The organism is Pseudarthrobacter defluvii (assembly GCF_030323865.1).
GTDB classification, from domain to species: domain Bacteria; phylum Actinomycetota; class Actinomycetes; order Actinomycetales; family Micrococcaceae; genus Arthrobacter; species Arthrobacter sedimenti.
In genome coordinates this window covers 3,690,954-3,713,749 of record NZ_CP066362.1, presented here as the reverse complement: position 1 = coordinate 3,713,749, position 22,796 = coordinate 3,690,954, and the positions used below count along the sequence as shown (strand labels likewise).

Below are 22,796 nucleotides of genomic sequence, written 5' to 3'. Positions count from 1 at the left end.
GTGCTGCCCTGTCAGGCTGACTGTCAGGGCAGCACGCTTGCGTTGATCACGTTGCCGCCGTCGGCCGCGACGTAGCAGTCCACCCGCCGGTCGCCTGATCCCCAGCTGGTGCTGCTGGGGTAGCTGCGCTGGTAGTTGAGTGGGAACTGCTTGGCCGCCGGGCTGAGCTTTGCTGCCTGGCAAACCTCCAGCGCCTTGGCCTTGAGCGGGTCAGCGCCGGGGTAGTCGCCGTCGTCCGGGTATCGGAGGGTGGCAACCAGCTGGGACGAATGGGGCGTATCGCACGGCACCACCGTGGACGTCAGCGCCTGGGGGTCGAAGTCCTTGAAGCAATCACCGACGGCGTACGCTGCCGGCGCCACCCCTTCCCGGGGGAGGGGCTGGGGGCTGGCGGGCGGAGTGACGGCAGTCTGCAGTACGCCCGGCGCAGCAGCTTTCGGCGCCTGGGTGCCCGACGAGGAGTTCAGCCACATGGCAAGCCACACCAGCGAGCCCGCAACAGCCAGGATCACGACGGCGAAAAACACCTTCCAGTACGCGGGCCGCCTGTTGGTGTGCCTCTCCGGGGCGGGCTCGTGGCGCGGTTGGGACCAGGTGACGGATTCCGGGGCGGGGGCCGAAGTGCCGTTCCCGCCGGGGACTTTCGGCAGGTTTCCGGTGCGTGGCGGCGAGGAGGGTTTCGGCGGAAGGTCCTGCTGGTTCACGGGTGCGCATCCTCCTGGTTTTGGTTCCGCGGCTCGCCAATGGCCAGACAAAATTGGCAGTTCTTAAGTGACTCTACCGAAGAAAAATGGCGGAATCCTGCGGGCCGGAGTGCGTCATGGTACCCCACGCGCCCCTCCGGGCCTCCTGGCGGCAAGCGGGGCCCGCCGAAAGCATGTAATCTAGGTGTACGACAAATTGACCAAACATTCCGGGGCCTCACCGATCGCCAAGGTGACCACCTCCGGTCCAAGTACAAAAGGGGGTCACGCCATGGGGCGCGGCCGTCAAAAGGCAAAAGCTACCAAGCAGGCTCGGGACATCAAGTACTACTCCCCGAACACTGACTACTCGGCACTTCAGCGTGAGCTGACGGGCCCTGCCAGTCGTTCAACGAGCCGATATTCGAATGAGCCGGTCGAACCGGATTATTCGGCTTATGTGGACAAGTACGCGGATGATTTGGATGACGATGACGACGAGGTAGACCACCGTCGCATCGGCTAGTTGTCGCTGGCCGTCGCTGCGCTAGAGCAGTTGGCACTCAGTCGCAATAACCTTCGCCACGCTGCTTTCCTTGCAGCACCCCAAAGTGCTGACCTCGCTCAAGAGGCCCGTTGAGGCATGCCTGTTTCCGGCATGTCCCCACGGGTCCTTTCGCCGTTCCCGCCTGACATGCGGGCCCGCCTGACAGGCATGAGGGTCTTGGGCGGCCCATCCTCTTCCAGGAACGGAAGGATAAGGCTGGTAAGCGTAGCGGGCCGTTCCATCGGCAGGCCGTGGGACGTGCCGGGAACCACCGCCAGCTGTCCGTTCGGCAGTGCCTCATACAACGAAATGGCGTGGGGCAGGGTAACAATGTCGTCGTCCCCGACAGTCACCAGCACCGCCTGTTGGATCCGCGAGATCTGGGATGTCTTGAGTGACGGCTCGCTGCTGATCAACTGCATGGCTTTCCGGGCTACTTCCTCAAAGTGCCCGGGTCCATCAGGAGAACGCTCGGCGTAGGCCCGGCCAAGCTCTTGGAAGACCGGCGAATCCGGGTCCATTTCCACTTGCTGAACGCCGTCCACGTCGTAGTTCGCGCTGATGACAACCATTTTTTTCACCAGGTCCGGCCTCGCGAGCGCCACCAGGAGGGCGACAATGCCGCCGTCGCTCCAGCCAACCAAATGCGCGGGCCCGCCCACGACTGTTTCGAGGACGCTGATCGTCTCCCGGGCCATATCGTCGTAGTGGAAGTCCGCATCAGTATCCGCCGTATATCCGTGTCCGCGGCGGTCGAACGCGATAACGCGGTAGTGGCTCGACAGCCCCGCCCCGAGCGTGTTGAGGAGGGCGTCGCTGTTGCTGAGGCCACCGTGAAGCAGGAGCAGCGGAACGCCCGCACCACCCCGGTCTTCCACCCACGTCGGGTGCCCGTCAATGTCGAGGAAGCCGGCCATGTTCGTGTACTCCCATTCCGGATCGACCGCTGCTGATGTGCCGCCATGCGGTGTACCCAGCGGATCTTTCTGGCGCTATTTTCCCCCGCCGAACCTTGTGGCTCAAGGGGGTCCGTGTACCGTTGGTCCCATGCCAAAAGTTGAGGGATACCGTCACGGCGAGCCCTGCTGGGCGGATCTGCAGACCCCCGATGTTGCCGCCGCCAAAGACTTCTACGGCCGCATATTCGGCTGGACCTACCAGGACTTTCCCACTCCGGACGGCCGCAGTTACGCCCAGGCCTTCGTCGGCGGCGAGCTGGTGTCCACGATCGCGCCGCAAAGCCCCCTGCAACTGGAAGCAGGCACTGCCGCCAGGTGGAACATCTACTTCTCCGCCAAGGACGCCGCGGACGTGCTGGAAGAAGCGCGCCACGCCGGCGGTACTGCCCTGTTCGGCCCGGAGAGCGTAGGCGATACGGGAGTAATTGGCTTCCTGGCCCCTCCCGGCGGCGGAACCACGGGCATCTGGCAGCCCGGAACGCACTACGGAAGCCACGTGTTCAACCAGCCCGGTGCGCTGGCGTGGGCGGAACTGTTCACACCAGAGACGCCTGTCGCCGTCGGTTTCTTCCAGCAGCTGTTCGGGCACGAGGTCACCGAGTACCCCCAGGACGACGGCGGCAGCTACAGCACGCTGCTCATCGACGGCAGCGAGGTGGCTGGCGTCGTACCTGCCGACGAAGGCGAGCAGGCCGACTGGCAGGTCTACTTTGGCGTGGCGGACGTTGCCGGGGCGGCAGCGGAGGCCCAGGCAGCGGGCGGCGAAGTCATCGTGGAGCCGGACGAATACCCTGTCGACGGCTCACTGGCCACGATCAGGGACCCGCAGGGCGGAGTGCTCAACCTGATCCAGATCGCTTAAATGCATCGAGTGCTGAGTATTTGTCGTTCCCAGGCGTGAAAACGACAAATACTCAGCACTCGATGAAAGGTATTAGGCGTAGGCGTTGACCAGGCGGACCGCGCCGCCGTCCACGCCCTTGGCGCCCTGCACGTAATCCGGGCCGGACTTGTCGATCGAGCCGGAGTCCGCAGCGACGGTGCCCATGATCCAAGACGGCAGCCCGCGCTCGTTGAGGCGGCCAACGGCGGCATCCGCAGCTTCGGCGGAAACAATGGCCACCATGCCCACGCCGAGGTTCAGCGTGCGCTCCAGGTCCGCGAGCGGGACGTTGCCCAGCTCGGACACCAGCTTGAAGATGGCCGGCAGTTCCCACGTGGCGCGGTCAACTGTTGCCACCAGGCCCTGCGGGAGGACGCGGGCCAGGTTGGCGGCCAGGCCGCCGCCGGTGACGTGGCTGAAGCCATGGATGGCTGCGCCGGCGTTTACGGGGAAGGTGCGGGCGAGGTCGAGGCAATCGGCCGCGTAAACGCGCGTCGGTTCCAGGAGTTCTTCACCCAGGGTGCGGCCCAGTTCGGAGACCTGGCGGTCCAGGGCCCAGCCGGCGTGGTTGATGACGCGGCGGACCAGGGAGTAGCCGTTGGAGTGGAGGCCGGATGAGGCCATGCCAATCACAACGTCCCCGGCGCGTACGCGGTCCGGGCCCAGCAGCGCATCGGCTTCCACCACGCCGGTGGCTGCCCCGGCAACATCGTATTCATGCTCGCCCAGCAGGCCGGGGTGCTCGGCGGTCTCGCCGCCCACCAGGGCGGTGCCGGCCACCGAGCAGGCGGAGGCGATGCCGCGGACGATGCCCGCGATGCGCTCGGGGACCACCTTGCCGCAGGCGATGTAGTCGGTCATGTACAGCGGTTCGGCGCCCACCACAACGATGTCGTCCACCACCATGCCCACCAGGTCGAACCCGATGGTGTCGTGGATGTCCATGGCCTGCGCGATGGCCACCTTGGTCCCCACACCATCGGTGGAGGTCGCCAGCAGCGGCTTCTCGTAGGTCAGCAGCCTGGAGACGTCGTAGAGGCCCGCGAATCCGCCCACCCCGCCGATCACCGAGGAGTTGTGGGTTGCCTTCACGGCATCCTTCATGAGCTCGACGGCGCGGTCCCCGGCTTCGACGTCCACACCTGCGGAGGCGTAGGTGATGCCGGAGTTTTCTGCGGTGGTGTTAGCGGAAGTCATACGGACTCTTTCTTGTCGGCGCTGGTGGCGGCGGGTACGTCGGGCACAAGGTCGGCTTCGGTCAACAGGTTCTCGAATTCGGAGTCCGGACCCGGGTCGCAGCCGGTGGCACCGGACTTCTCCGCGGGATCCTCGGTGGCGTCCACGGCAAGGGCTGCGGTTTCACCGGGAAGCGCGGAAGGGGAAGGCTTCAGGCCGCCCAGGTCCGTGCGCTCCAGCAGGTTCTTGCCCAGCTTGTCCGCATCCGGAAGCTTGATGGGGTACTTGCCGGTGAAGCAGGCGGTGCAGAGACGTTCGCGCGGCTGACGGGTGGCGCCGATCATGCCGTCCTCGGAAATGTAGGCCAGCGAGTCAGCGCCGATAGCCTGGGAGATCTCTTCAATGGTGGCGCCATTGGCGATCAGTTCGGCCCGGGAGGCGAAGTCGATGCCATAGAAGCAGGGCCACTGGACCGGCGGCGAGGAGATTTTGACGTGGACAGTGGCGGCGCCGGCCTCCCGGAGCATCCGCACGATGGCCCGCTGGGTGTTGCCGCGGACGATCGAGTCATCCACCACTACGACGCGCTTGCCGCGGATTACGGATTCCAGTGCGTTCAACTTGAGCCGGATGCCCAGCTGGCGGAGGGTCTGGGACGGCTGGATGAAGGTCCGGCCCACGTAGGAGTTCTTGACGAAGCCGTGCGCGAAGGGAATACCGGATTCTTCGGCGTAGCCTACGGCCGCCGGGGTACCGGATTCCGGCACGGGGATAACGATGTCGGCTTCGTGGGTGTTCTCCCGGGCCAGCTGCCGACCCATCTCCACGCGGGACTCATAGACGGAACGGCCGGCGATGGCGGCGTCCGGGCGCGCCAGGTAGACGTATTCGAAAACGCAACCGGCCGGCGTCGGCTCCGCGAAGCGCTGGGACCGCACGCCTTCCTCATCGATGGCGATGAACTCGCCCGGCTCGATCTCGCGGATGAAGCTGGCACCAACGGTGGCCAGGGCGGACTGTTCGGAGGCGACCACCCAGCCGCGCTCCAGCCGGCCCAGGACCAGCGGGCGGATGCCGAAGGTGTCACGGGCAGCGTAGAGGGTTCCTTCATCCATGAAGACGAAGCAGAAGCCGCCCTTGATCTTGGGCAGGAGTTCCAGGGCGGTTTCTTCGAGGGTCTTGCCCGGCTCGCCCTCCAGCAGGGCGGTGACCAAGGCAGTGTCCGAGGTGTTGCCCTGCTTCATCTCACCGGTGAGCTGGCCACCGTTGCGCTCGGTGATCATGGCGTTGAGTTCCACCGTGTTGGTCAGGTTGCCGTTGTGCGCCAGGGCCACCGTGCCCGTGGCGGTGGCGCCGAGGGTGGGCTGCGCGTTGGCCCAGTGGCTGGCGCCGGTGGTGGAGTAGCGGCAATGGCCCACGGCCAAGTGCCCGGTCAGGGTGTTCAGGGTGGTCTCGTCGAAGACCTGGGACACGAGGCCCATGTCCTTGTAGACGTTGATCCGTTTGCCGTCGCTGGTCGCTATGCCAGCCGACTCCTGACCGCGGTGCTGCAGTGCATACAGCCCGTAATAGGTAAGTTTTGCTACTTCCTCACCCGGTGCCCAGACGCCGAAGACGCCGCAAGCGTCCTGGGGGCCTTTTTCGCCGGGGAGAAGATCATGGGAAAGTTTTCCGTCGCCGCGTGCCACTGATCGATTATCGCACGATATGGGGTATGACTTTTCCGGCTGCCGGTTTGTGACCTGCTACCCCTGGGGATCGGTATCGGGTTCCGAGTCCGGGACGGCTTCCACCACGGCCCGCTGCTGCCGCTTCACGCTTCGACGGTCAAGGACCAACGCCAGGCCCGCGCCAAGGATGGCGCCAATGGCAGCGAACATGATCAGGAAGAAACCAAAGACGGACCCGGGATCGAACGAGGCATCGCCCGGAACCGCATAAGCCACCACTGCGGCAGCGACAATTCCCACCACAGCACCCAGGATCAGGAATGGAACATACTTGGGTGCCCGGCGGACGGTCACTTCGCGCCGCTCGGCAGGGGTTTCCTCAAAAGCCATGCCATCCAGCCTACTGCCGGACTTTCGCCCCCGTGTAACGGGAGCAAGCGCATGGTAGGTACATAGGTCCAAAGGTTGCTAGCCAACTGCCCGCTCACTGATATATCTATTGACAGGGAATGTGTCCGCTGTCATATTTCCCCTGAGAGTTTTGTGCACCGTGTTGCGTATTACGCAATCCATTGCGTGCACCGTAAGGGCATGATGAGGTCCCCGGACATGGCATGTCAGCTAGATTGGCACTTGGTGCCGACTCACCGGATCCAGCCGGATCCAGGAAAGGAACACAAGACCATGGTCCATAAAGTCCAAGCAGTAGTGGTTAAGGAAAAGAACGCTCCGGTGACGCTGGAGACCATCCTGGTGCCGGATCCGGGCCCGGGCGAGGCGCTGGTGGACATCCTGACCTGCGGTGTCTGCCACACGGACCTGCATTACAAGCAGGGCGGCATCGGGGATGACTTCCCCTACCTGCTGGGCCATGAGGCCACCGGGGTGGTCAGTGCCGTGGGTCCCGATGTCACCTCGGTGGCGCCAGGGGACCGGGTCATCCTGAACTGGCGCGCGGTGTGCGGTGAGTGCCGTGCGTGTGCCAAGGGCCAGCCGCAGTACTGCTTCAACACCCACAACGCCACCCAGAAGATGACCCTCGAGGACGGCACGGTCCTGTCCCCGGCCCTGGGCATCGGTGCCTTCGCCGAGAAGACCCTGGTGGCCGCCGGGCAGTGCACCAAGGTGGACCCCGACGCTGACGCCGCCGCGGTGGGGCTGCTGGGCTGCGGCATCATGGCCGGCATCGGGGCTGCGATCAACACCGGTGAGGTCAAGCGCGGCGAGTCCGTGGCAGTGATCGGCTGCGGCGGCGTGGGCATCGCCGCGGTCGCCGGCGCGAAGCTGGCCGGTGCGACGACGATCATCGCCGTGGACATCGACGACAACAAGATTGAAATGGCCAAGTCCCTCGGCGCCACCCACGGCGTGAACTCCCGGCAGGAAGACGCCGTGGAAGCCATCCGCGCCCTCACCGGAGGGCACGGCGCGGACGTGGTGATTGACGCCGTCGGCCGTCCCGAAACGTACAAGCAGGCGTTCTACGCCCGCGACCTTGCCGGCCGCGTGGTCCTGGTGGGCGTCCCGACGCCGGAGATGACGCTGGAACTGCCGCTGCTGGACGTCTTCGGCCGCGGCGGATCGCTGAAGTCCTCCTGGTACGGCGACTGCCTGCCCTCCCGTGACTTCCCCATGCTCGTCTCGCACTACAAGCAGGGCAACCTGGACCTCGAGGCCTTTGTCTCCGAACGCATCACCATTGATCAGGTGGAGGAAGCCTTCGGCAAGATGCACGAGGGCAAGGTCCTGCGCTCTGTTGTAGAAGTCAGCCCGGTGGAGATCTGATGGCCGTGACCATCGAGAACCTGGTCACCTCGGGGACGTTCTCGCTCGACGGCGGCACCTGGGACGTGGACAACAACGTCTGGATCGTGGGCAACGACGAGGAATGCGTCATCATCGACGCGCCGCACGACGCTGCCGCGATCATCAACCAGGTCCGCAGCCGCAAGGTCAAGGCCATCCTGCTCACGCACGCGCACAATGACCACATCGGCGCCGCCCGCGAAGTAGCTGACGCTCTGGGCGCCCCGGTCCTCCTGAACCAGGAGGACCTGGTGCTGTGGGAGCAGGTCTACCCGGACGCCAAGCCGGACCGCTACCACGCCGACGGGGACGTGTTCGAGGTGGGAGGGGCAACCCTGAAGGCGATCCACACGCCGGGGCACTCGCCGGGATCCACCTGCTTCTACCTGGAGAGCGAAGGTACGGTCTTCACCGGGGACACGCTGTTCAACGGCGGTCCCGGTGCCACAGGCCGGTCCTACAGCGATTACCCCACCATCCTGACCTCCATCCGCGAACAGTTGCTGACGCTGCCGGCTGAGACCGTGGTCCGTACCGGCCACGGGGACAGCACCACCATAGGAGCGGAGCAGGAAACGTTGGCGAAGGTTCCGGAGTAGCAGGCGGAAAGCCGCCTGGCGGAAAGGACGACGGCGACATCCGGCATTGTGCCGAATGTCGCCGTCGATGCTCCTATAGTCGTCAAACTGGGGATGGGTTTGCGCTGGTAGTGACAGGTTGTCCTGCGTTGGAGCCCGGGCGGGGTGTTGGGATGCTGCTTGTAGGTCTAGCCTGTAGGTGAGTCGGGAAGTTCGTTCGCTTTTGCAGGTACCCGTTCTTAGGTAGCTGTTCTCCTTTTCACGGTGGGGCCAGGGTGGCAGCAGGAGACTAACAGGCGCCTTTGGGTTTTTTAAGGGCGAGCGAACGGAACCAATATGGCTACTGGCTATCAACCTGATTCGGCGTCGTCTTCCTTCGGGAGCGTGTATGTCGTGACCGCTGAAGAGCTGGTGGGGCGGGGTTTGCGGGGGCTGCTGGAGGATAACGGGTTCGACGTTGCCGGTGAATCCCGGTCTGTGCGTCAGGCGGCCCGCCGGATCCCTGCGGTACGTCCGGATCTGGCTATCATCGACGATGTTCTTCCCGATGGTTCCGGTGCGGGGCTTTGCCGAACTATTGCAGCCGCTGATGCCACCATCCGGTGCGTGCTGATGACGGGCGAAACTGACGAAGCGGTTCTTATTGGCGCTATTCTGGCCGGTGCCTGGGGGTGTTTGTCACAACAGGACGACAATGAGGAGCAACTCAGGCTGATCCGGCGGGCAATGCACGGGTATACAGCCTTCAGTCGTCGTTTCCAGGCGGGTATCCTGGCCCCGATCCATGCTGACGGGACGAATGGGCCCGACGGTCGGTTGGGGATGCTTTCGAAGCAGGAACTGAAGGTAGCGATCGGGATTGCCCGAGGGCTGACTAACGGTCAGATCGGACAGGAGCTGTTTCTGGCCGAGAAGACCGTGAAGAACATGGTCTCATCGGTGTTGATGAAATTGCACATGGCACGAAGGACCGAGGTCGCGGTGTTCGTCTCCGGGGCACTTGAAAACACAGGAGACCTCGCACAGGAGTATCGACGGAGCCGTGACCCGGACCTGATCGCGGAAGTCACCGCGGCGTTGGTTATCTGCACGAGCGAGGCTGGCAACACGCCGCCGTCCAGCAGAATGTTGCTACTGGATGCCATGCGGCTTGCTGATACCTTGACGGTCACAAGGGCTAAGGCCCGTGTCGCAAGGTACTTGCAGGAAGGCGAATGAAGTTTGAAGGTCCTGAGGCCACGATTTCAGGACCGCCGAGTCCCCCGGCACAGACGCTGTGCCAGGGCGCGGCCAGCACTAAGGGGCCCGGGCAGGTTCCTCTCAGCGTCGTTTATTGGGGGCGTTGAGGGGACCTTGCGAGGCTGGGTGCGGTCAACGCCTCTGCTTGGACGGTGACGCGTGATCTCTAAGGGGGAAATGGGCACCGTCTAGAGAGAACCAATACCAGGTGGCGGTCAAACCGGGACGAACGGGTGGAAAACAATCATTACCGCCCACCCTTCGGCACTGCCCAGCTGCCCGGGAGTGCTTGTAAGAACAGCGGCTCAACGGAGGGCCCCTGGCAGGACCATGCCCAGTCAGGCTAGAAGCTGACCGACGGTCCTGAACTGATGGCGGTACTGTCAATATTTCTGAATCGGTTTAGCTCAAGAGCGTAGGGGTAACTATTACTTATCGTGGTTGAGCATCCGGCCGTACCGCGCTTGCGATAAGAGCTCCCATGACTTCCTGCACCAACACAGGGCCTAACCCAGCTCATTTCCCTCCTGGCATTCCGCCTGCGTAGCCGTGACAGGTCTGCCGCGTTCGGCATTGGCAACACTGCACCGGCGCGGCACCCGCACCGCAGGAGATGAGAGACCACCTGCTGCCCCGAAGGCGCGGCGGCAGGTGCTGGTGGCCTGGAGGGGTCACCGCCATGGGCCGGTGCCCGGTTGGGGGGCCGGCCCATGGTCTGCCCTCAGCCACTGGCCTCCGACTCGACACACCTTCAGCGTCGACTTCATTCGTAGGCACCTTCTGCCTGCCGGGGCCGACAGCCCGCACCAGCTGCGCGGCACAGGACAAACCGGGACGGACTGATGGCATCACCTCGAGAACCCAGATCACCCAGGCCCGGCCTGAAGGGCCAGGGGCTGCCGCTGAACAGGGAGAGGGTCCTATCAGCGGCACTGGAGGTGATTGATGCCCAAGGTGTGGCTGCCCTGACGATGCGGCGGCTTGGCCGGGAACTGGGCAGGGACCCGATGAGCCTTTACCGTTACACCGGGAACCGTTGCGCGCTGCTGGATGCCGTGGCCGGGCACGTCATGGACGATCTCCCCGTCTTGTCCGGGTACGGGGATTGGAAGGGCCAACTCCGCCTCCTGGCCCAGGAACTGCGCCTGGTGGCGCTCCGGCATCCCAACGTGGCGCCCCTTCTGCTCACCCGGCCGCTGTCTACACCACTCGGGCTCCGTCCGCCGGGCACTCTGCGTCCTCTCGAGAACATCCTCTCGCTGCTGACCGCCGCGGGCTTTAGACCCGCAGATACCGCCCGCGGCTACCGGGCCTTTCAAGCATTCCTTTACGGGCACATCCTCATCGAACTGCAGAAATATATCGTGGATCCGGACGAAGACGAACCGCTACTGCGGCTGGGACTGCAAAGGCTGCCTGCCCGGGCGTTTCCTCGGCTTAGGGCCCTGGCGCCCGCGATGGCCGGGTACGACGGCGCGGGCGAACTCGATCAGGGTCTCGACTTATTACTCACCGGCCTGGAAACGCAACTCGCTCCGCACCCTCTGTCAGGGAAGTGAATATTGCCTGCCACCCGTCGCGGCGCGCCCTCGATCCGCGGCCGGTGCGACTTCCCAGTATCCAGCCGTTTTGCCGGCCCTTTCGGCAATCGTCCATTTCCGCTCGTGTTAAAGGGCCGGGCAGCCCGGGAAGGAGCATAGTTGGACTATGGCCTCGAATGATTCCCGAAGTTACTACACCCGAGGTGATTCCTTCACCGTGGTCGCTTCACGGGAACACATCGAACACGCGCTCCTGAACTTTGGCGCCACCGATGTTCTTTTCAGCCAACGCGGACACCTGCACGCCATCGCCTTCAAGGCCTGCGGGCGGCAATTCCGCATCGTCCTTTCCGTGCCGCAATCCGACGAGCATCCAGCTGTCCACGGGGACCCCTTACCATCCGGGGAATCCGCAGCGAAGACACTGGACCTGAAGATCCGTAGATTCTGGTACGCCTTCGCCCTCTCAACAGACGCCAAACTCGCAGCGGCCGCTGCCGGCGTCGCTACCCTGGAGTCGGAATTTCTCGCCAACGTAGTACTTCCGGGAAACCACACCGTCATCGACGAACTCGAACCCGTCATTGCCTCGGCCTACCGCTCCGGGCAACGACCCTCTATCAGAGACGGAGCACCGCCGCAATTCATCTAGCCAGACCAGGGGCCGCGCACCGAACAACCGAGAGGAAGGCATACCCAACGGACACGCCTCCGCCTGACCGGACTACCGGACGGCGAATCCCGCCCGCTCATCGGGCAGAGCGAACGAGTTCTTCCAGTGTCACCCTCAGAACTTCAACCTCGAGCCCTTGGAGGAGGGGGATGCCATGGATGAAGCCATCCAACTCCAAGACGTCAGCACTTCCTCCCCGCGATATGTACTGAAGCCATAGGTCGTCAAGGGAGAACTCACCCTTTTCCAGGAGATGAAGGGCTGCTGGGCGAGGATCGTATTTTTTCAATTTTGACCTCTGCAGGGTTCAGCTATGTGAGGTATTTGAACGGCCATCATCTACCGTCCTTCAAGGCTGCGCTTTTACGGGACCCAGGATCCCGGTGCGGTGGGTGCCTCTCCTTTGAGCTGATCAGTTAGCCATTGCCGGTAGGTCGCCGCGAGGTCGTCATTGCGGATATGTCCGCGTTCCAGCCGCGAAATGATGGAAACCCATTGGCCAAGTCCGCCCCCAACGGTCGTGATGGTCATTCCGATGGCGGTCCGCGTCTGTCGGAGGTCGGAGTTATCTGGTGCCGGCCGGGGATTGGTGGCTTGCCGGTGGAGTTCCCGCGCTGCGTAGCGTTTGAGGCAGCGCATGATTCGCGTTTACTCTTGCCCTCGGACGTGCGCTTGGCCACTAGTGTAAGGCGTTATTGGCGCGGCCGAAGATGTATGAGGCATGGTTACCCCCGCTGGCCTGCAGTTTTGTTCCCCCATCCCAGGGGCCGGGACCGACCCCGCTGAACTGCCGGGCCCATGGCGGGGAACGGATTACTCTGGCCACTCCTCCGCCGTGATCCACCCGGCGGTGCTGGTATAGGCCGCGAGGAGCCTGCCTTTGCCGAAGGCCGGAACGGGGTCCGGGGAATATAACAACGCCGCGCAACGGCAGCCCAAACCCTGCACGGCTGCTTGCGCGCTTGACAGGATAGTGCTGAAGTCCGGCCCCTCGACCGTAATGTGGCCGACAGTCACGCTGGTCGCGTATTGCAGGAAGAAGGCCATAGCGACATCATGCAGCGACCAATAGTCCGCAGCTAATGCCCTAAGACCTGATCTGTTGACCCAGCCCACAACGGGTTCCGGCAAGGGAAATACCTCAAGCTAGGTAGGACAGCGACCGCGATTGGGAGTGCTGAGTCCGCGGGCAAGCGTCGTGTGCTCTGCCACGGCTAAGTCTTGCCTGAGACGCGTCCCGTTCCGGCACCTGGCGGCGGGATGGGCCCACCAGACGGGACATGACGGTCGGCGAACCGCGGTGTAGATTCATCAACACAGCGTAGGACAACGCGGCTACTGCCCGGGTTGGGTTGATGAAAGGCAGTTGTGATGAGCCGGCAGCATTTTGAGGCTTTCGTCTCCCAGGCAATCGATGAAGAGAAGGACAAAGACACCGGACTTGGCACGGATCAGCTGTACGGCCTGTACACGAGCTGGTGTCTGCTGAACAACGAAGAACCTCAGCCTCCCGCAATGCTGTGGGAAGCGCTCAAGGCCCATAACATTACGCCCGGGAACAATCACGTTGGGATGAAGGGACCCGCCGCCGCCGACTACATCATTTCCAGCGCACCGAACCTGGTCTGACCCCGCCCCACGCGGTAAGTGCGCTCCCTTCACGGCCGGTTTCGGTCAATCTGTTGACCGGCCGACAACCTCAGTGGCCGCCTAAGACAACGCGCTCTAGGTCCAAATGAGGGAAATACGGGGAAATGCCCCTGAGAGATTGAAGGCTTAGTTGCTCTGCTTGGGTTGGTTCGCGTCGAAGAAACGCAGGTCGACGCTGATGTGAGCGGCGCCCACCCCGGCTCCTTTTTCGCGGATAAAATCAAGATCTTGGCGGCAAAGAATCATCTGTCCGTGCTCATCGACGTCGAGCTGCCGGTCAGAAGCTTCCTGAACCCGCGCCGTGACCGTGTTCGGAACAAGCACGCACGCAGGATTATCGAAGAGCCACTGACCTGTCCCTAAGTCAAGCCGGTCCCACAGCTCACTGAGCCTCATCCCGTACCGCCCATCCACACCTTTCCTGCCCAGCCCAAGCCTGGTTGAGAGGATCCGCCCACAGTAAGTCTCCCACCTAAAAAAATAGTAGCCCGACGGCAGCCGCCTGTTCCGTCGTAGCTTCGTTTCCAGCGCCTCGGCCTCAACCGCGCCGGCATTGGGCTACCTCCGCTCTCTTGTCCGATTGCTCGGTGAGCCATTGGCGGTAGGTCGCCGCGAGCTTGTCATTGCGGATATGTCCACGCTCCAGACGCGAAATGAGGGAAACCCATTGGCCGAGTTCGCCGGCGACGTTCGTGATGGTGAGGCCGAGTTCGGTCCGGATGCGGCGGAGGTCGGAGTTGTCGGGTGCCGGCCGTGGGTTGGTGATTTGGCGGTAAATTTCCCGGGCTGCGTAGCGTTTGAGGCAGCGCATGATTTCCCTTTTACCCTTGCCCTCGGAGGTACGTTTGGCCACGTACTCCTTGGTTCGTTGACACGAGCCCATGCGGACCAGGACTACCTGATGCAGGGCGTTGTTGGCGCTACGGTCGCCGCCTCTGCTGAGCCGGTGGCGGGTTGTCTTGCCGGATGACGCCGGTACGGGTGCGACTCCGACGAGTGATGCGAACTGGGCTTCGTTCCCCAGACGGTCCGGGTTATCCCCGAAGGTGATCAACAGCTGACTGGCCACTTCCGTCCCGACACCCGGAAGATCACAAAGCATCGGAGCATAGCTGGCGAGGATTTCCTTGAGTGCCGCATCAGCAGCTTCGATTTCTGTTGTCAGTACTTGGCAGCGGGCTGCCAATGCTTTAAGGCTGAGCAGGGTCACGTACTCGGGGTCACCCAGATGTCCTGAAGGTCTTGTTCGCTGCAGGGCAGTAATCAGCGCGGAGTTGGCCATTGCCCGGTATCTCGCCCGGATTTTGTCCGGGGCCGATACGAGGAGTGCCTTGATCTGGTTGATGGCCGCGGTCCGGGCCTTAATTGCTGAGGCGCGTCCGGAACGTACAATCCGGAGGCATTCCACCGGGCCGTCCTTGGCCTTCGGGATCGCCTTCGTTCGTCCCTCGAGTACGGATTTGGCGGCTTGGTAGGCATCGAGCGGGTCAGACTTCCCGTTGAGTCGACGGGCGGCCCGGTTCGGGCGGTTGACCTCCAGCACGGCAAGCCCTTCACCCCGGAGGGTTCGGCCGAGTTCGGCGCCGTAGGAGCCTGTTCCTTCGACACCGACGGCGGTGACTGTCCCGTAGCTGGTGATGAAGTCGATGATTTTCCGGTATCCGGACCCCACGGCCAGGAATTCCTTGTCCGCAAGAGATTTGCCGTGCTCATTGATCACGGCCACGTGGTGTGTGTCGGCGTGGGTGTCGATACCTGCGATGACTTTTGTTGGTTCGCTTGCCAAGATGGAAATTGCCCCTCAGTCGCGTCGAATGCTGATCGATCGGGCGCGGGCCAGGTGGGCAGACAAAACGGTAACGGGACTGGTCGTATCAGGCTCCTATGAGGTCATGTCCGCCTGGCTCGACACCCCTTTTAACGGACCTTGAGCCGGCGGACAGATCGTCGGGAAGACAGTTCCGCCTGGTACGTCAGTTTTTGGCTGGGTCACGCCGGCTCAAGGACTGTTCCAGTATTACCGTTTTTGGTTGGGTGGGCAGGGGCCCGGGGCCTACGCAGGGTTGTTGCCGTCAGGCCCGGCCTCCGGATCCAGGTCTTTGCCGTAGCCGCTGGCGGAGGCCAACCCGGACACCTGCTGCCCGGCATTGGTCTGGCCCGGCGCGAACTGGTCCTTCTGCGGGTCCGGGGCTGCTCTCTCAGGTTCAGGTGCGACGTCCTGCCGCAGGTGCTCGTCTTCCGGAACGTTCTTGGACACCTCGTCATCAGCCATTCCAACAGCCAAACATTTTGGTAGGCAGCAGCTGCAAGAGGTAGGCCCGGGACAGACACCATGGACCTTCGCCAATCCCCAAGTTTCAGGGCTGCAGCTGACTTGGAAGGGCCTGCGGGCACCACGCTTCGGACGCCACATTCCGTACTTGTTCGTCATATCTGAAATTCATTGACAGTGCGCGTGGCAGGAGTCACACTGTTGCATATGGTGATCGCTGTTGCGTTGGATGCTTCCAGGCTTCCCCTGGAGTCATCGCTTCTGTTGCTGATGGACCTCCCCACATTCACGAACAGAACGTCCCGGGCACTTCGCGGTGGCCCATCTGCTCCGTAATCACTTCAATACGCTCAATATCCAGCCCGATCGGGAGGAAACACATGACCACCTCAGTGAACGCGCCCCTCAGCGCACGCGGAAAGCTCGCGTCGACATTGCCTGCCGAACAACTGGCTGAGATTACGGAGTTGTTCGCCCTGCGGCGCACCGGCTACTCCCTCGATGCCCCCTTCTACACCGACCCGACGATCTTCAAGCTCGACATGGAGGCCATCTTCGGCCAGCACTGGATCTTTGCCGGCAGCGTTGCCGAGCTTCCGGAGCCGGGCGACTACATCACGGTGGACTACGGCCCCTACTCCCTGATCGTGCTCCGCACCGATGAGGGCGAGGTCAACGTCCTGCACAACGTCTGCCGCCACCGCGGTGCACGTGTCCTGACCGAAGCTGCCGGTTCCACCGGAAACCTGGTCTGCGGCTACCACTCCTGGACCTACTCTCCCGAGGGCAACCTCATCCATGCCTCCGCCCCCGGCGAAGCAAAGTTCGACAAGAACTGCTTCGCGCTCAAGCGCGCCCACAGCCGCGAGGTCGCCGGACTCATCTTCGTCTGCATCGCAGACGTTCCGCCCGCGGACTTCGACGAGACCGCCAAGATCTTCGAGCCCTACCTGGCACCCCATGACCTGTCCAAGACGAAGATTGCCTACCAGCAGAACATCATTGAAGAGGGCAACTGGAAGCTCGTCATGGAAAACAACCGTGAGTGCTACCACTGTGACGGGCACCCGGAACTCGCCTGCTCGCTGTTCCCCACCTGGGGCCTCACCGAGGGCCTGATCCCGACCCACCTCGAAGAGGTCTGGGACCGCAACAAGCAAGCCCAGTCCTCCCTCGAGGAGCGGTGCCGCCGCTACGGCCTGCCCTACGAGGTGGTCGAGGAACTCGATACCCGCATTGCCGGCATCCGGATTTCCCGGGAATCCCTGGACGGCGAAGGCGAATCGTTCTCGGCCGACGGCCGCAGGCTCTCCAAGAAGCTGCTCGGCGACCTGCCGGACTTCCGGCTGGGCCGCTGCTCCATGCACCTGCAGCCCAACAGCTGGTTCCACTTCCTGGGCGACCACGTCATCACCTTCGGCGTCTTCCCCATCAACGAGCACCAGTCCTTGGTCCGCACCACCTGGCTGGTGGCCGACGACGCCGAGGAAGGCGTCGACTACGACCTCGACAAGCTGACCTACACCTGGAAGCAGACCAACATCCAGGACAAGGCATTCGTTGAGCTGTGCCAGCAGGGTGCCGCCAGCCCCGCCTACGAGCCCGGCCCCTACATGAAGAGCGAATACCAGGTGGAGGCCTTCATCAACTGGTACGTCCAGCGGGTGCAGGAGCACTTGGCATGATTGACGTTGCCCTGACTGAGACGCCCGTCCAGGAACCGCAGCGCATCCGCGGCCTTGAAATGCCGTGGAACCGGGTCATGGGCAGCATCGAAGGACCCGCCAGCGCAGCCAAGGCCCTGGGCCCGTGGCATCCGCAGGAATTCATGGCCGAATGCGTCGAGACCATCCCCGAGGCAGGCGGCATGATGACGTTCGTGTTCCGCCGCACCGACGGTGCGCCTCTCGCGTTCCGTGCCGGGCAGTACGTCAACATCGCCTTCCCCGTGAACGGCGAGGACCAGGAGCCCGTGGACCGCAGCTACTCGCTGTCCAGTTCGCCCACGGAGCCGTGGACCTTCAGCGTCACCGTCAAGAAGGACGCCGGCGGACTGGTTTCACCCTGGGTGCACCAGAATGTCAGGCCCGGCACCGTCCTGGACATGCTGGGACCCGTGGGGGCGTTCCACCTGCCTGATGCCGACCGGCGCGCCCGGTACCTCTTCCTGGCCGCCGGCGCCGGGATCACCCCCATCATGTCAATGCTGCGGACCATCCACTGCCTGCCGGGAACCGCCAACGTGGTGGTGCTTTACCACGGCGCGGAAGCCGGCGGCTTTGCCTTCCACCGGGAGCTGGCCTACATCGCTTCCGTGGACTCGCGCATCAAGGTCTTCTACGCCCTGGGTGACCGCGGCCGGCCCGAGGACTGGGAAGGCTTCAGCGGACGGCTGACCTCAGCCATGATCGATGAGGTGGCGCCCGACGCCAACGGCCGGCAGGTCTACGCCTGCGGACCCGAGGGGTACCTGAACACTGCCACCGAGCTGCTCAGGAGAGTGGGCGTCGACGATACCTCCATTTACATGGAGTTCTTCTCCGGCGACCGGCAGACCCTCCTTGAATACCAGGCCGAGCTCGCGCTGGCGGCGGACATCGCCGGGGAGATCGCTGAGGAAATCGCGGAGTCCGCGGAGGACTACTTCGAAGGCCAGCCGGCAGCGTTCGGGATCTACGAGCCCGGCTACGACGAGGAAGGAACCCTGCAGGCCACGGGACTGGCTCTGGAAGCCGCCACCCCTGAAGCTCCCGCCGGCGGCACCCCGGCTGCGGCCCCGGAGGCGCAGGTCCCCGATGCCTCTGGCTTCGACACCGTGGGAACCGGCAGCCTCACCCTGTCCTTCATGCGCACCGGGATCAATGTGCGGATCGACCCGGAGGAGCACATCCTGGAGGTGGCGCAGCGTGCGGGTGTCCGGATCGGCGCCAACTGCAAGGAAGGCATGTGTGGCTCCTGCAAGGTGGTCAAGCTGTCCGGGGAGATCGACATGAACCACCAGGGCGGAATCCGGAAACGGGAAATCGATGCCGGCAAGTTCCTTCCCTGCTGCTCCACGGCGCGCACCGACATGGTGATCGACGCCTAGCCGTTCCCCGGAGTGGCCGGCGCCCGGCGCCGCCCCAAAGTTTCACCGCAAGTGAAAAGTAGAACCACACGGAAGGTCTGATGCACCAGCGTCAGGCCTTCCGTGGCAAGTGAACATCAACGATAGGAGCCATGCCCATGTCAGGTAACAAAGCTGTTGCGTACAAGGAGCCCGGAGTCGTCGAGGTCATCGACACCCCGTATCCCTCGTTTGAACTGAAAGCCGGCCCCGGCGTCAATCCCGCCAACGTCGGCCGGAACGTCCCGCACGGTGTCATCCTCCGCACCGTGAGCACCAACATCTGCGGGTCCGACCAGCACATGGTCCGCGGCCGCACCACCGCCCCCGCCGGCCTCGTCCTGGGGCATGAGATCACAGGCGAAGTCATCGAAACCGGGCCCGACGTCGAGTTCATCAAGGTCGGGGACATCGTCTCGGTCCCCTTCAACATCTCCTGCGGCCGCTGCCGGAACTGCAAAGAGCGCAAGACCGGAATCTGCCTGAACGTGAACCCGGACCGTCCCGGCTCTGCCTACGGCTATGTGGACATGGGCGGCTGGGTCGGTGGACAGGCGGAGTACGTCCTGGTTCCGTACGCGGACTGGAACCTGTTGCGGTTCCCGGACCGCGACCAGGCGCTGGAGAAGATCATGGACCTGACCATGCTTTCGGACATCCTGCCCACCGGCTTCCATGGCGCCGTGACGGCGGGCGTCGGCGTCGGGTCCACCGTTTACGTTGCCGGAGCCGGTCCCGTAGGCCTTGCCGCAGCGGCCAGTGCGCAGCTGCTGGGAGCCGCGGTGGTCATCGTGGGCGACCTCAACGAAGACCGCCTGGCCCGGGCCCGCTCCTTCGGCTGCGAAACCGTCAATGTGGCCAACGGCGACCCCGCAGACCAGATCGAGCAGATCCTCGGTGTCCGGGAGGTCGACTCCGGCATCGACGCGGTCGGTTTCGAGGCCCGCGGACACGGCCACGGCGCCCAGGAAGCACCGGCCACGGTGCTCAACTCGCTGATGGACCTCACCACCGCCGGCGGCTCCGTCGGCATTCCCGGCCTCTACGTCACGGGCGATCCGGGGGCCGCGGACGAGGCAGCCAGGAAAGGAAGCCTGTCCCTGTCCCTGGGTACCGGCTGGGCCAAGTCCCTGTCCTTCACCACGGGCCAGTGCCCGGTGATGAAGTACAACCGGCAGCTGATGATGGCGATCCTGCATGACAGGATCCAGATCGCCAAGGCGGTCAATGCACAGGCCATTTCGCTCGACGACGCCCCGCGCGGGTACGCGGAGTTCGACGCCGGCGCTGCCACCAAGTATGTCCTGGACCCGAACGGCTACCTCAACAACTGATACCCGGAGCCCGGTTTCTGAAGGGCAAAGGAGCCAGTCCCAAGGACCAACCTTGGGACTGGCTCCTTTTTCGTTGCCGCAGTGCGCGTTCCCCGGGCAACAAAAAGGTGGTTGGGCCTGCCGGTCTCAAGCAGGCCCAACCACCTGGTGCGGTGGGAGCAGGTCAGCCGCGGAGGCGCTCCATGCCGGGATCCACCAGCGGCTCGGCGGAAACGGTGGCCGCCACGCGCCGCCCGAAGTACTCGATCTCCACCGAGTCGCCGATTTCGACGGCGGAGGGCAGCCAGGCGTAGGCGATGGGCTTGCGGACCGTATAGCCGTAAGCCGCGCTGGTGACGTACCCGGCGGCTTCGCCGGCCACGTACACCGGTTCCTTGCCCAGCACCACTGACGTGCCGTCGTCGACCGTCAGGCAGCGCAGCGTCTTGGCGGCCGGCTGTTCCTTGAGTCCGGCGAGTGCCTCGGCGCCGACGAACCCGGTCTTGTCCTTGGCCACGGAGAAGCCCAGGCCAGCCTGGTACGGGTGGTGCTCGGAGTTCATGTCCGTGCCCCAGAGCCGGTAGCCCTTCTCCAGGCGCATGCTGTTGAAGGCGCCGCGGCCGGCGGCGATGATGCCGTGCTCCCGGCCGGCTTCGAACAGCACGTCCCACAGCTTCAGCCCGTACTCGGCGGTGGTGTAGAGCTCCCAGCCGAGTTCGCCCACGTAGGAGAGCCGCATCGCCGTGACGGGGATGCCGGCCACGGAGATTTGCTTGGTCCGGAAGTACTTGAGGCCGTCGTTGGTCAGGTCGTCCTCGCTGACCTTGCCGATGACTTCGCGGGCCAGCGGGCCCCACAGGCCGATGCAGCAGGTGCTGCCGGTGATGTCCGTGACGTGCGCCCACTGGGCGGGATCCGCCGCCGACTGCCGGCGGGCCTCCACCCGGAGGTAGTCGAAGTCCACGTTGCTGTTCACGCCCAGCTGGAACTCTTCCTCCGCGAGCCTGGCCACGGTCACGTCGCTGCGGATGCCGCCGTCGTGCTCAAGTAGGAGGCAATACGTCACTGCGCCGGGCTTCTTGGCGATGTTGCCCGTGCTCAGCCGGTGCAGCAGTGCCTGGGCGCCGGGTCCGGTGACGGAGAGCCGCTTGAGCGGCGTCATGTCATAAAGTCCGACGGCGGTACGCGTCTTCCAGGCTTCGGCGGCGGAGATGGGGGAGTGGAACATGTTTGCCCACTCCTCGCGCTCCGGGGCGCGCCATTCTTCCGGCAGTTCGGCCAGGAGTCCGCGGTTGGCTTCGAACCAGTGCGGGCGTTCCCAGGCGGCGGACTCCAGGAAGAAGGCGCCGAGCTCCTTCTGGCGGACGTTGAAGGGGCTGACGCGCAGGTCCCGCGGTGATTCGCGGGGCTGCAGCGGGTGCATGACATCGTAGATCTCCACGAAGTTCTGCTGCGAGGTCTCGCTGACGTACGCGTCGGAGGTCTGCACCTTTTCGAAACGGGTCAGCTCGCAGCCGTGCAGGTCGGTCTGCGGCCGGCCGTCGACGATCAGTTCTGCCATGGCCTTGGCAACTCCGGCCGAGTGCGTAACCCAGACGGCCTCGGCCACGAAGAAGCCCTCAAGGTCCGGCGCTTCACCCATGAGCGGGCCGCCGTCCGGTGTGAAGGAGAAGATGCCGTTGAAGCCGTCCTGGATTTCGGTGCTGCGCAGTGCCGGCAGCAGGTCCTGGCTGTCCTCCCAGGCCGGCAGGAAGTCTTCGAGGGTGAAGTCCAGGCGGGAGGGCATGCGGTGGTCCGACATCTCCCCGGCCGGGACCTTCGGCAGTGCGGACATGTCCACGGGCATCGGGCGGTGGGCGTAGCTGCCGATGCCGATCCGGTCGCCCCATTCGCGGTAGTACAGGTCCTTGTCCTGGTAGCGCAGGATGGGCTTGCTGGCGCCCTTTGGAAGCTCGTTGACGCCCTCAAGTTCGGCCAGGGGCGTGCTGACGGCGTACTGGTGTGCCAGCGGCAGGAGCGGCACCTCCAGTCCCACCATCCGGCCGAGCTCACGGCCCCAGAACCCTGCGCAGGACACCACGATGTCGGCAGGGATCACACCGGCGGAGGTCTCGACGCCGGTGACCTTGCCGCCCTCCTGGGCGATGCCGGTGACGGTGGTGGAGCCGCGGTAGGTGACGCCTCGTCCGCGCGTGCGCTCGATCAGCAGCTGCACGGCCCGGGCCGCCAGGGCGATCCCGTCGGTGGGGATGAGCAGGCCGCCCAGGACCTCGCGGCCGCCGGAAAGCTTGCCGGAGTTCAACAGCGGGTAGATCTTTTCGCATTCGTCGGCGTCGATGATCCGGCTTTCGACACCCCAGGAGGTCATCAGGCCCATCTTGCGCTTGAGGTCGGCCAGCCGCTCGGGCGTGGTGGCCAGCTCGAGGCCGCCCACTTGGTTGAAGCAGGACTCGCCGTCCTTGCCCAGGGCGAGGAGCTTGTTGACGGTGTACGTGGCGAACTCCGTCATGGTCCTGGACGGATTGTTCTGGAACACCAGGCCCGGAGCGTGGGACGTGGAGCCGCCGGCGAGCTCCAGCGGGCCCTGCTCGACCACGGTGATGTTGTTCCAGCCGCGGCTTGCCAGCTCGTCGGCGAGGTTGGTGCCGACGATGCCGGCTCCGATGATGACGACGCGGGATGATGCGCTCATAGTTCCTG

Annotated in this window: 21 protein-coding genes; 11 read left to right on the top strand and 10 right to left on the bottom strand. The window is 64.1% G+C overall.

All coding sequences use genetic code 11. The features are described from left to right. Positions 1–23 precede the first annotated feature (23 nt). Positions 24–704, bottom strand: coding sequence for a septum formation family protein (locus JCQ34_RS17325; RefSeq protein ID WP_286399702.1), 681 nt, complete (start codon positions 702–704; stop codon positions 24–26). A gap of 271 nt (positions 705–975) precedes the next feature. On the opposite strand from JCQ34_RS17325, the gene JCQ34_RS17320 reads away from it, so the two are divergent. Then, positions 976–1,209 carry a DUF3073 domain-containing protein gene (locus JCQ34_RS17320; RefSeq protein ID WP_142135039.1) on the top strand — a complete coding sequence of 78 codons (234 nt, stop codon included), beginning with the start codon at positions 976–978 and terminating at the stop codon, positions 1,207–1,209. Positions 1,210–1,307: 98 nt separating this feature from the next. Here the strand turns inward: JCQ34_RS17320 and JCQ34_RS17315 are convergent, their stop codons facing one another. Beyond that, the gene (locus tag JCQ34_RS17315) at positions 1,308–2,147 is read right to left on the bottom strand and encodes an alpha/beta fold hydrolase (RefSeq protein WP_286399700.1); all 840 of its coding nucleotides are present in this window, start codon (positions 2,145–2,147) and stop codon (positions 1,308–1,310) included. Positions 2,148–2,277: 130 nt separating this feature from the next. Between JCQ34_RS17315 and JCQ34_RS17310 the strand changes: the two genes are divergently transcribed. Further along, entirely contained in the window at positions 2,278–3,051 is a 774-nt protein-coding gene (locus JCQ34_RS17310; RefSeq protein ID WP_286399697.1) for a VOC family protein, read from the top strand. Between the two features lie 72 nt (positions 3,052–3,123). On the opposite strand, the gene purM is transcribed toward JCQ34_RS17310, so the two are convergent. Genes purM through JCQ34_RS17295 form a run of 3 tightly spaced genes read right to left on the bottom strand, consistent with a single transcriptional unit; the run spans position 3,124 to position 6,308 of the window. After that, entirely contained in the window at positions 3,124–4,269 is a 1,146-nt protein-coding gene (gene purM, locus JCQ34_RS17305) for a phosphoribosylformylglycinamidine cyclo-ligase (protein WP_286399694.1), read from the bottom strand. Next, positions 4,266–5,936 carry an amidophosphoribosyltransferase gene (purF, locus tag JCQ34_RS17300; protein ID WP_286399690.1) on the bottom strand — a complete coding sequence of 557 codons (1,671 nt, stop codon included), beginning with the start codon at positions 5,934–5,936 and terminating at the stop codon, positions 4,266–4,268. Before purF ends, purM begins: the two co-directional genes overlap by 4 nt. Before the next feature lie 57 nt (positions 5,937–5,993). Beyond that, positions 5,994–6,308 carry a hypothetical protein gene (locus tag JCQ34_RS17295; RefSeq protein WP_286399688.1) on the bottom strand — a complete coding sequence of 105 codons (315 nt, stop codon included), beginning with the start codon at positions 6,306–6,308 and terminating at the stop codon, positions 5,994–5,996. A 294-nt stretch (positions 6,309–6,602) separates the two neighbouring features. On the opposite strand from JCQ34_RS17295, the gene JCQ34_RS17290 reads away from it, so the two are divergent. The 5 genes from JCQ34_RS17290 to JCQ34_RS17270 all read left to right on the top strand — a co-directional run bounded on the left by JCQ34_RS17290 (position 6,603) and on the right by JCQ34_RS17270 (position 11,734). Further along, positions 6,603–7,703 (top strand): S-(hydroxymethyl)mycothiol dehydrogenase, encoded by a 1,101-nt coding sequence (locus JCQ34_RS17290; RefSeq protein ID WP_286399685.1) that lies wholly within the window; start codon positions 6,603–6,605, stop codon positions 7,701–7,703. After that, the gene (locus tag JCQ34_RS17285) at positions 7,703–8,323 is read left to right on the top strand and encodes an MBL fold metallo-hydrolase (protein ID WP_286399682.1); all 621 of its coding nucleotides are present in this window, start codon (positions 7,703–7,705) and stop codon (positions 8,321–8,323) included. Before JCQ34_RS17290 ends, JCQ34_RS17285 begins: the two co-directional genes overlap by 1 nt. A gap of 372 nt (positions 8,324–8,695) precedes the next feature. Next, the gene (locus JCQ34_RS17280) at positions 8,696–9,520 is read left to right on the top strand and encodes a response regulator (protein ID WP_286399679.1); all 825 of its coding nucleotides are present in this window, start codon (positions 8,696–8,698) and stop codon (positions 9,518–9,520) included. A gap of 863 nt (positions 9,521–10,383) precedes the next feature. Continuing rightward, entirely contained in the window at positions 10,384–11,100 is a 717-nt protein-coding gene (locus JCQ34_RS17275; protein ID WP_286399676.1) for a TetR/AcrR family transcriptional regulator C-terminal domain-containing protein, read from the top strand. 148 nt (positions 11,101–11,248) lie between these two features. Continuing rightward, positions 11,249–11,734, top strand: a complete 486-nt coding sequence (locus JCQ34_RS17270; protein WP_286399673.1) for a hypothetical protein — start codon at positions 11,249–11,251, stop codon at positions 11,732–11,734. Positions 11,735–12,568: 834 nt separating this feature from the next. On the opposite strand, the gene JCQ34_RS17265 is transcribed toward JCQ34_RS17270, so the two are convergent. Further along, positions 12,569–12,802, bottom strand: coding sequence for a hypothetical protein (locus JCQ34_RS17265; protein ID WP_188573464.1), 234 nt, complete (start codon positions 12,800–12,802; stop codon positions 12,569–12,571). A 324-nt stretch (positions 12,803–13,126) separates the two neighbouring features. Between JCQ34_RS17265 and JCQ34_RS17260 the strand changes: the two genes are divergently transcribed. Continuing rightward, entirely contained in the window at positions 13,127–13,384 is a 258-nt protein-coding gene (locus tag JCQ34_RS17260; RefSeq protein WP_286399669.1) for a hypothetical protein, read from the top strand. A 147-nt stretch (positions 13,385–13,531) separates the two neighbouring features. Here the strand turns inward: JCQ34_RS17260 and JCQ34_RS17255 are convergent, their stop codons facing one another. From JCQ34_RS17255 to JCQ34_RS17245, 3 genes are all read right to left on the bottom strand, one after another. Further along, the gene (locus tag JCQ34_RS17255) at positions 13,532–13,801 is read right to left on the bottom strand and encodes a hypothetical protein (protein ID WP_286399667.1); all 270 of its coding nucleotides are present in this window, start codon (positions 13,799–13,801) and stop codon (positions 13,532–13,534) included. Positions 13,802–13,943: 142 nt separating this feature from the next. Next, entirely contained in the window at positions 13,944–15,191 is a 1,248-nt protein-coding gene (locus JCQ34_RS17250; RefSeq protein WP_286399664.1) for an IS110 family transposase, read from the bottom strand. A gap of 267 nt (positions 15,192–15,458) precedes the next feature. After that, the gene (locus JCQ34_RS17245; RefSeq protein ID WP_286399661.1) at positions 15,459–15,677 is read right to left on the bottom strand and encodes a hypothetical protein; all 219 of its coding nucleotides are present in this window, start codon (positions 15,675–15,677) and stop codon (positions 15,459–15,461) included. Between the two features lie 380 nt (positions 15,678–16,057). Here JCQ34_RS17245 and JCQ34_RS17240 point away from each other — a divergent pair, with 380 nt between their 5' ends. The 3 genes from JCQ34_RS17240 to fdhA all read left to right on the top strand — a co-directional run bounded on the left by JCQ34_RS17240 (position 16,058) and on the right by fdhA (position 20,117). Next, a complete protein-coding gene (locus JCQ34_RS17240; RefSeq protein WP_286399658.1) occupies positions 16,058–17,362 on the top strand; it encodes an aromatic ring-hydroxylating oxygenase subunit alpha in 1,305 nt (434 codons plus the stop codon). Further along, on the top strand, positions 17,359–18,765 hold the full coding sequence (locus JCQ34_RS17235) for a ferredoxin reductase (RefSeq protein WP_286399656.1): 1,407 nt from the start codon (positions 17,359–17,361) through the stop codon (positions 18,763–18,765). The genes JCQ34_RS17240 and JCQ34_RS17235 overlap by 4 nt, the downstream gene beginning before the upstream one ends. Before the next feature lie 137 nt (positions 18,766–18,902). Then, the gene (gene fdhA, locus JCQ34_RS17230; RefSeq protein ID WP_286399653.1) at positions 18,903–20,117 is read left to right on the top strand and encodes a formaldehyde dehydrogenase, glutathione-independent; all 1,215 of its coding nucleotides are present in this window, start codon (positions 18,903–18,905) and stop codon (positions 20,115–20,117) included. Between the two features lie 163 nt (positions 20,118–20,280). Here fdhA and JCQ34_RS17225 read toward each other — a convergent pair whose 3' ends face one another. Beyond that, positions 20,281–22,788, bottom strand: coding sequence for a GcvT family protein (locus JCQ34_RS17225; RefSeq protein ID WP_286399650.1), 2,508 nt, complete (start codon positions 22,786–22,788; stop codon positions 20,281–20,283). Positions 22,789–22,796: the final 8 nt, after the last annotated feature.

Excerpts from the sequence above, each read along its gene's own strand:
- purM (WP_286399694.1), bottom strand. The coding sequence starts at position 4,269 with ATGACTTCCGCTAACACCACCGCAGAAAACTCCGGCATCACCTACGCC.
- JCQ34_RS17315 (WP_286399700.1), bottom strand. The coding sequence starts at position 2,147 with ATGGCCGGCTTCCTCGACATTGACGGGCACCCGACGTGGGTGGAAGAC.
- JCQ34_RS17245 (WP_286399661.1), bottom strand. The coding sequence starts at position 15,677 with ATGGCTGATGACGAGGTGTCCAAGAACGTTCCGGAAGACGAGCACCTG.
- JCQ34_RS17310 (WP_286399697.1), top strand. The coding sequence starts at position 2,278 with ATGCCAAAAGTTGAGGGATACCGTCACGGCGAGCCCTGCTGGGCGGAT.
- JCQ34_RS17265 (WP_188573464.1), bottom strand. The coding sequence starts at position 12,802 with ATGGCCTTCTTCCTGCAATACGCGACCAGCGTGACTGTCGGCCACATT.
- JCQ34_RS17320 (WP_142135039.1), top strand. The coding sequence starts at position 976 with ATGGGGCGCGGCCGTCAAAAGGCAAAAGCTACCAAGCAGGCTCGGGAC.
- JCQ34_RS17255 (WP_286399667.1), bottom strand. The coding sequence starts at position 13,801 with ATGAGGCTCAGTGAGCTGTGGGACCGGCTTGACTTAGGGACAGGTCAG.
- JCQ34_RS17275 (WP_286399676.1), top strand. The coding sequence starts at position 10,384 with ATGGCATCACCTCGAGAACCCAGATCACCCAGGCCCGGCCTGAAGGGC.
- JCQ34_RS17225 (WP_286399650.1), bottom strand. The coding sequence starts at position 22,788 with ATGAGCGCATCATCCCGCGTCGTCATCATCGGAGCCGGCATCGTCGGC.
- JCQ34_RS17240 (WP_286399658.1), top strand. The coding sequence starts at position 16,058 with ATGACCACCTCAGTGAACGCGCCCCTCAGCGCACGCGGAAAGCTCGCG.
- fdhA (WP_286399653.1), top strand. The coding sequence starts at position 18,903 with ATGTCAGGTAACAAAGCTGTTGCGTACAAGGAGCCCGGAGTCGTCGAG.
- JCQ34_RS17285 (WP_286399682.1), top strand. The coding sequence starts at position 7,703 with ATGGCCGTGACCATCGAGAACCTGGTCACCTCGGGGACGTTCTCGCTC.
- JCQ34_RS17235 (WP_286399656.1), top strand. The coding sequence starts at position 17,359 with ATGATTGACGTTGCCCTGACTGAGACGCCCGTCCAGGAACCGCAGCGC.
- JCQ34_RS17290 (WP_286399685.1), top strand. The coding sequence starts at position 6,603 with ATGGTCCATAAAGTCCAAGCAGTAGTGGTTAAGGAAAAGAACGCTCCG.
- JCQ34_RS17295 (WP_286399688.1), bottom strand. The coding sequence starts at position 6,308 with ATGGCTTTTGAGGAAACCCCTGCCGAGCGGCGCGAAGTGACCGTCCGC.
- JCQ34_RS17270 (WP_286399673.1), top strand. The coding sequence starts at position 11,249 with ATGGCCTCGAATGATTCCCGAAGTTACTACACCCGAGGTGATTCCTTC.
- JCQ34_RS17260 (WP_286399669.1), top strand. The coding sequence starts at position 13,127 with ATGAGCCGGCAGCATTTTGAGGCTTTCGTCTCCCAGGCAATCGATGAA.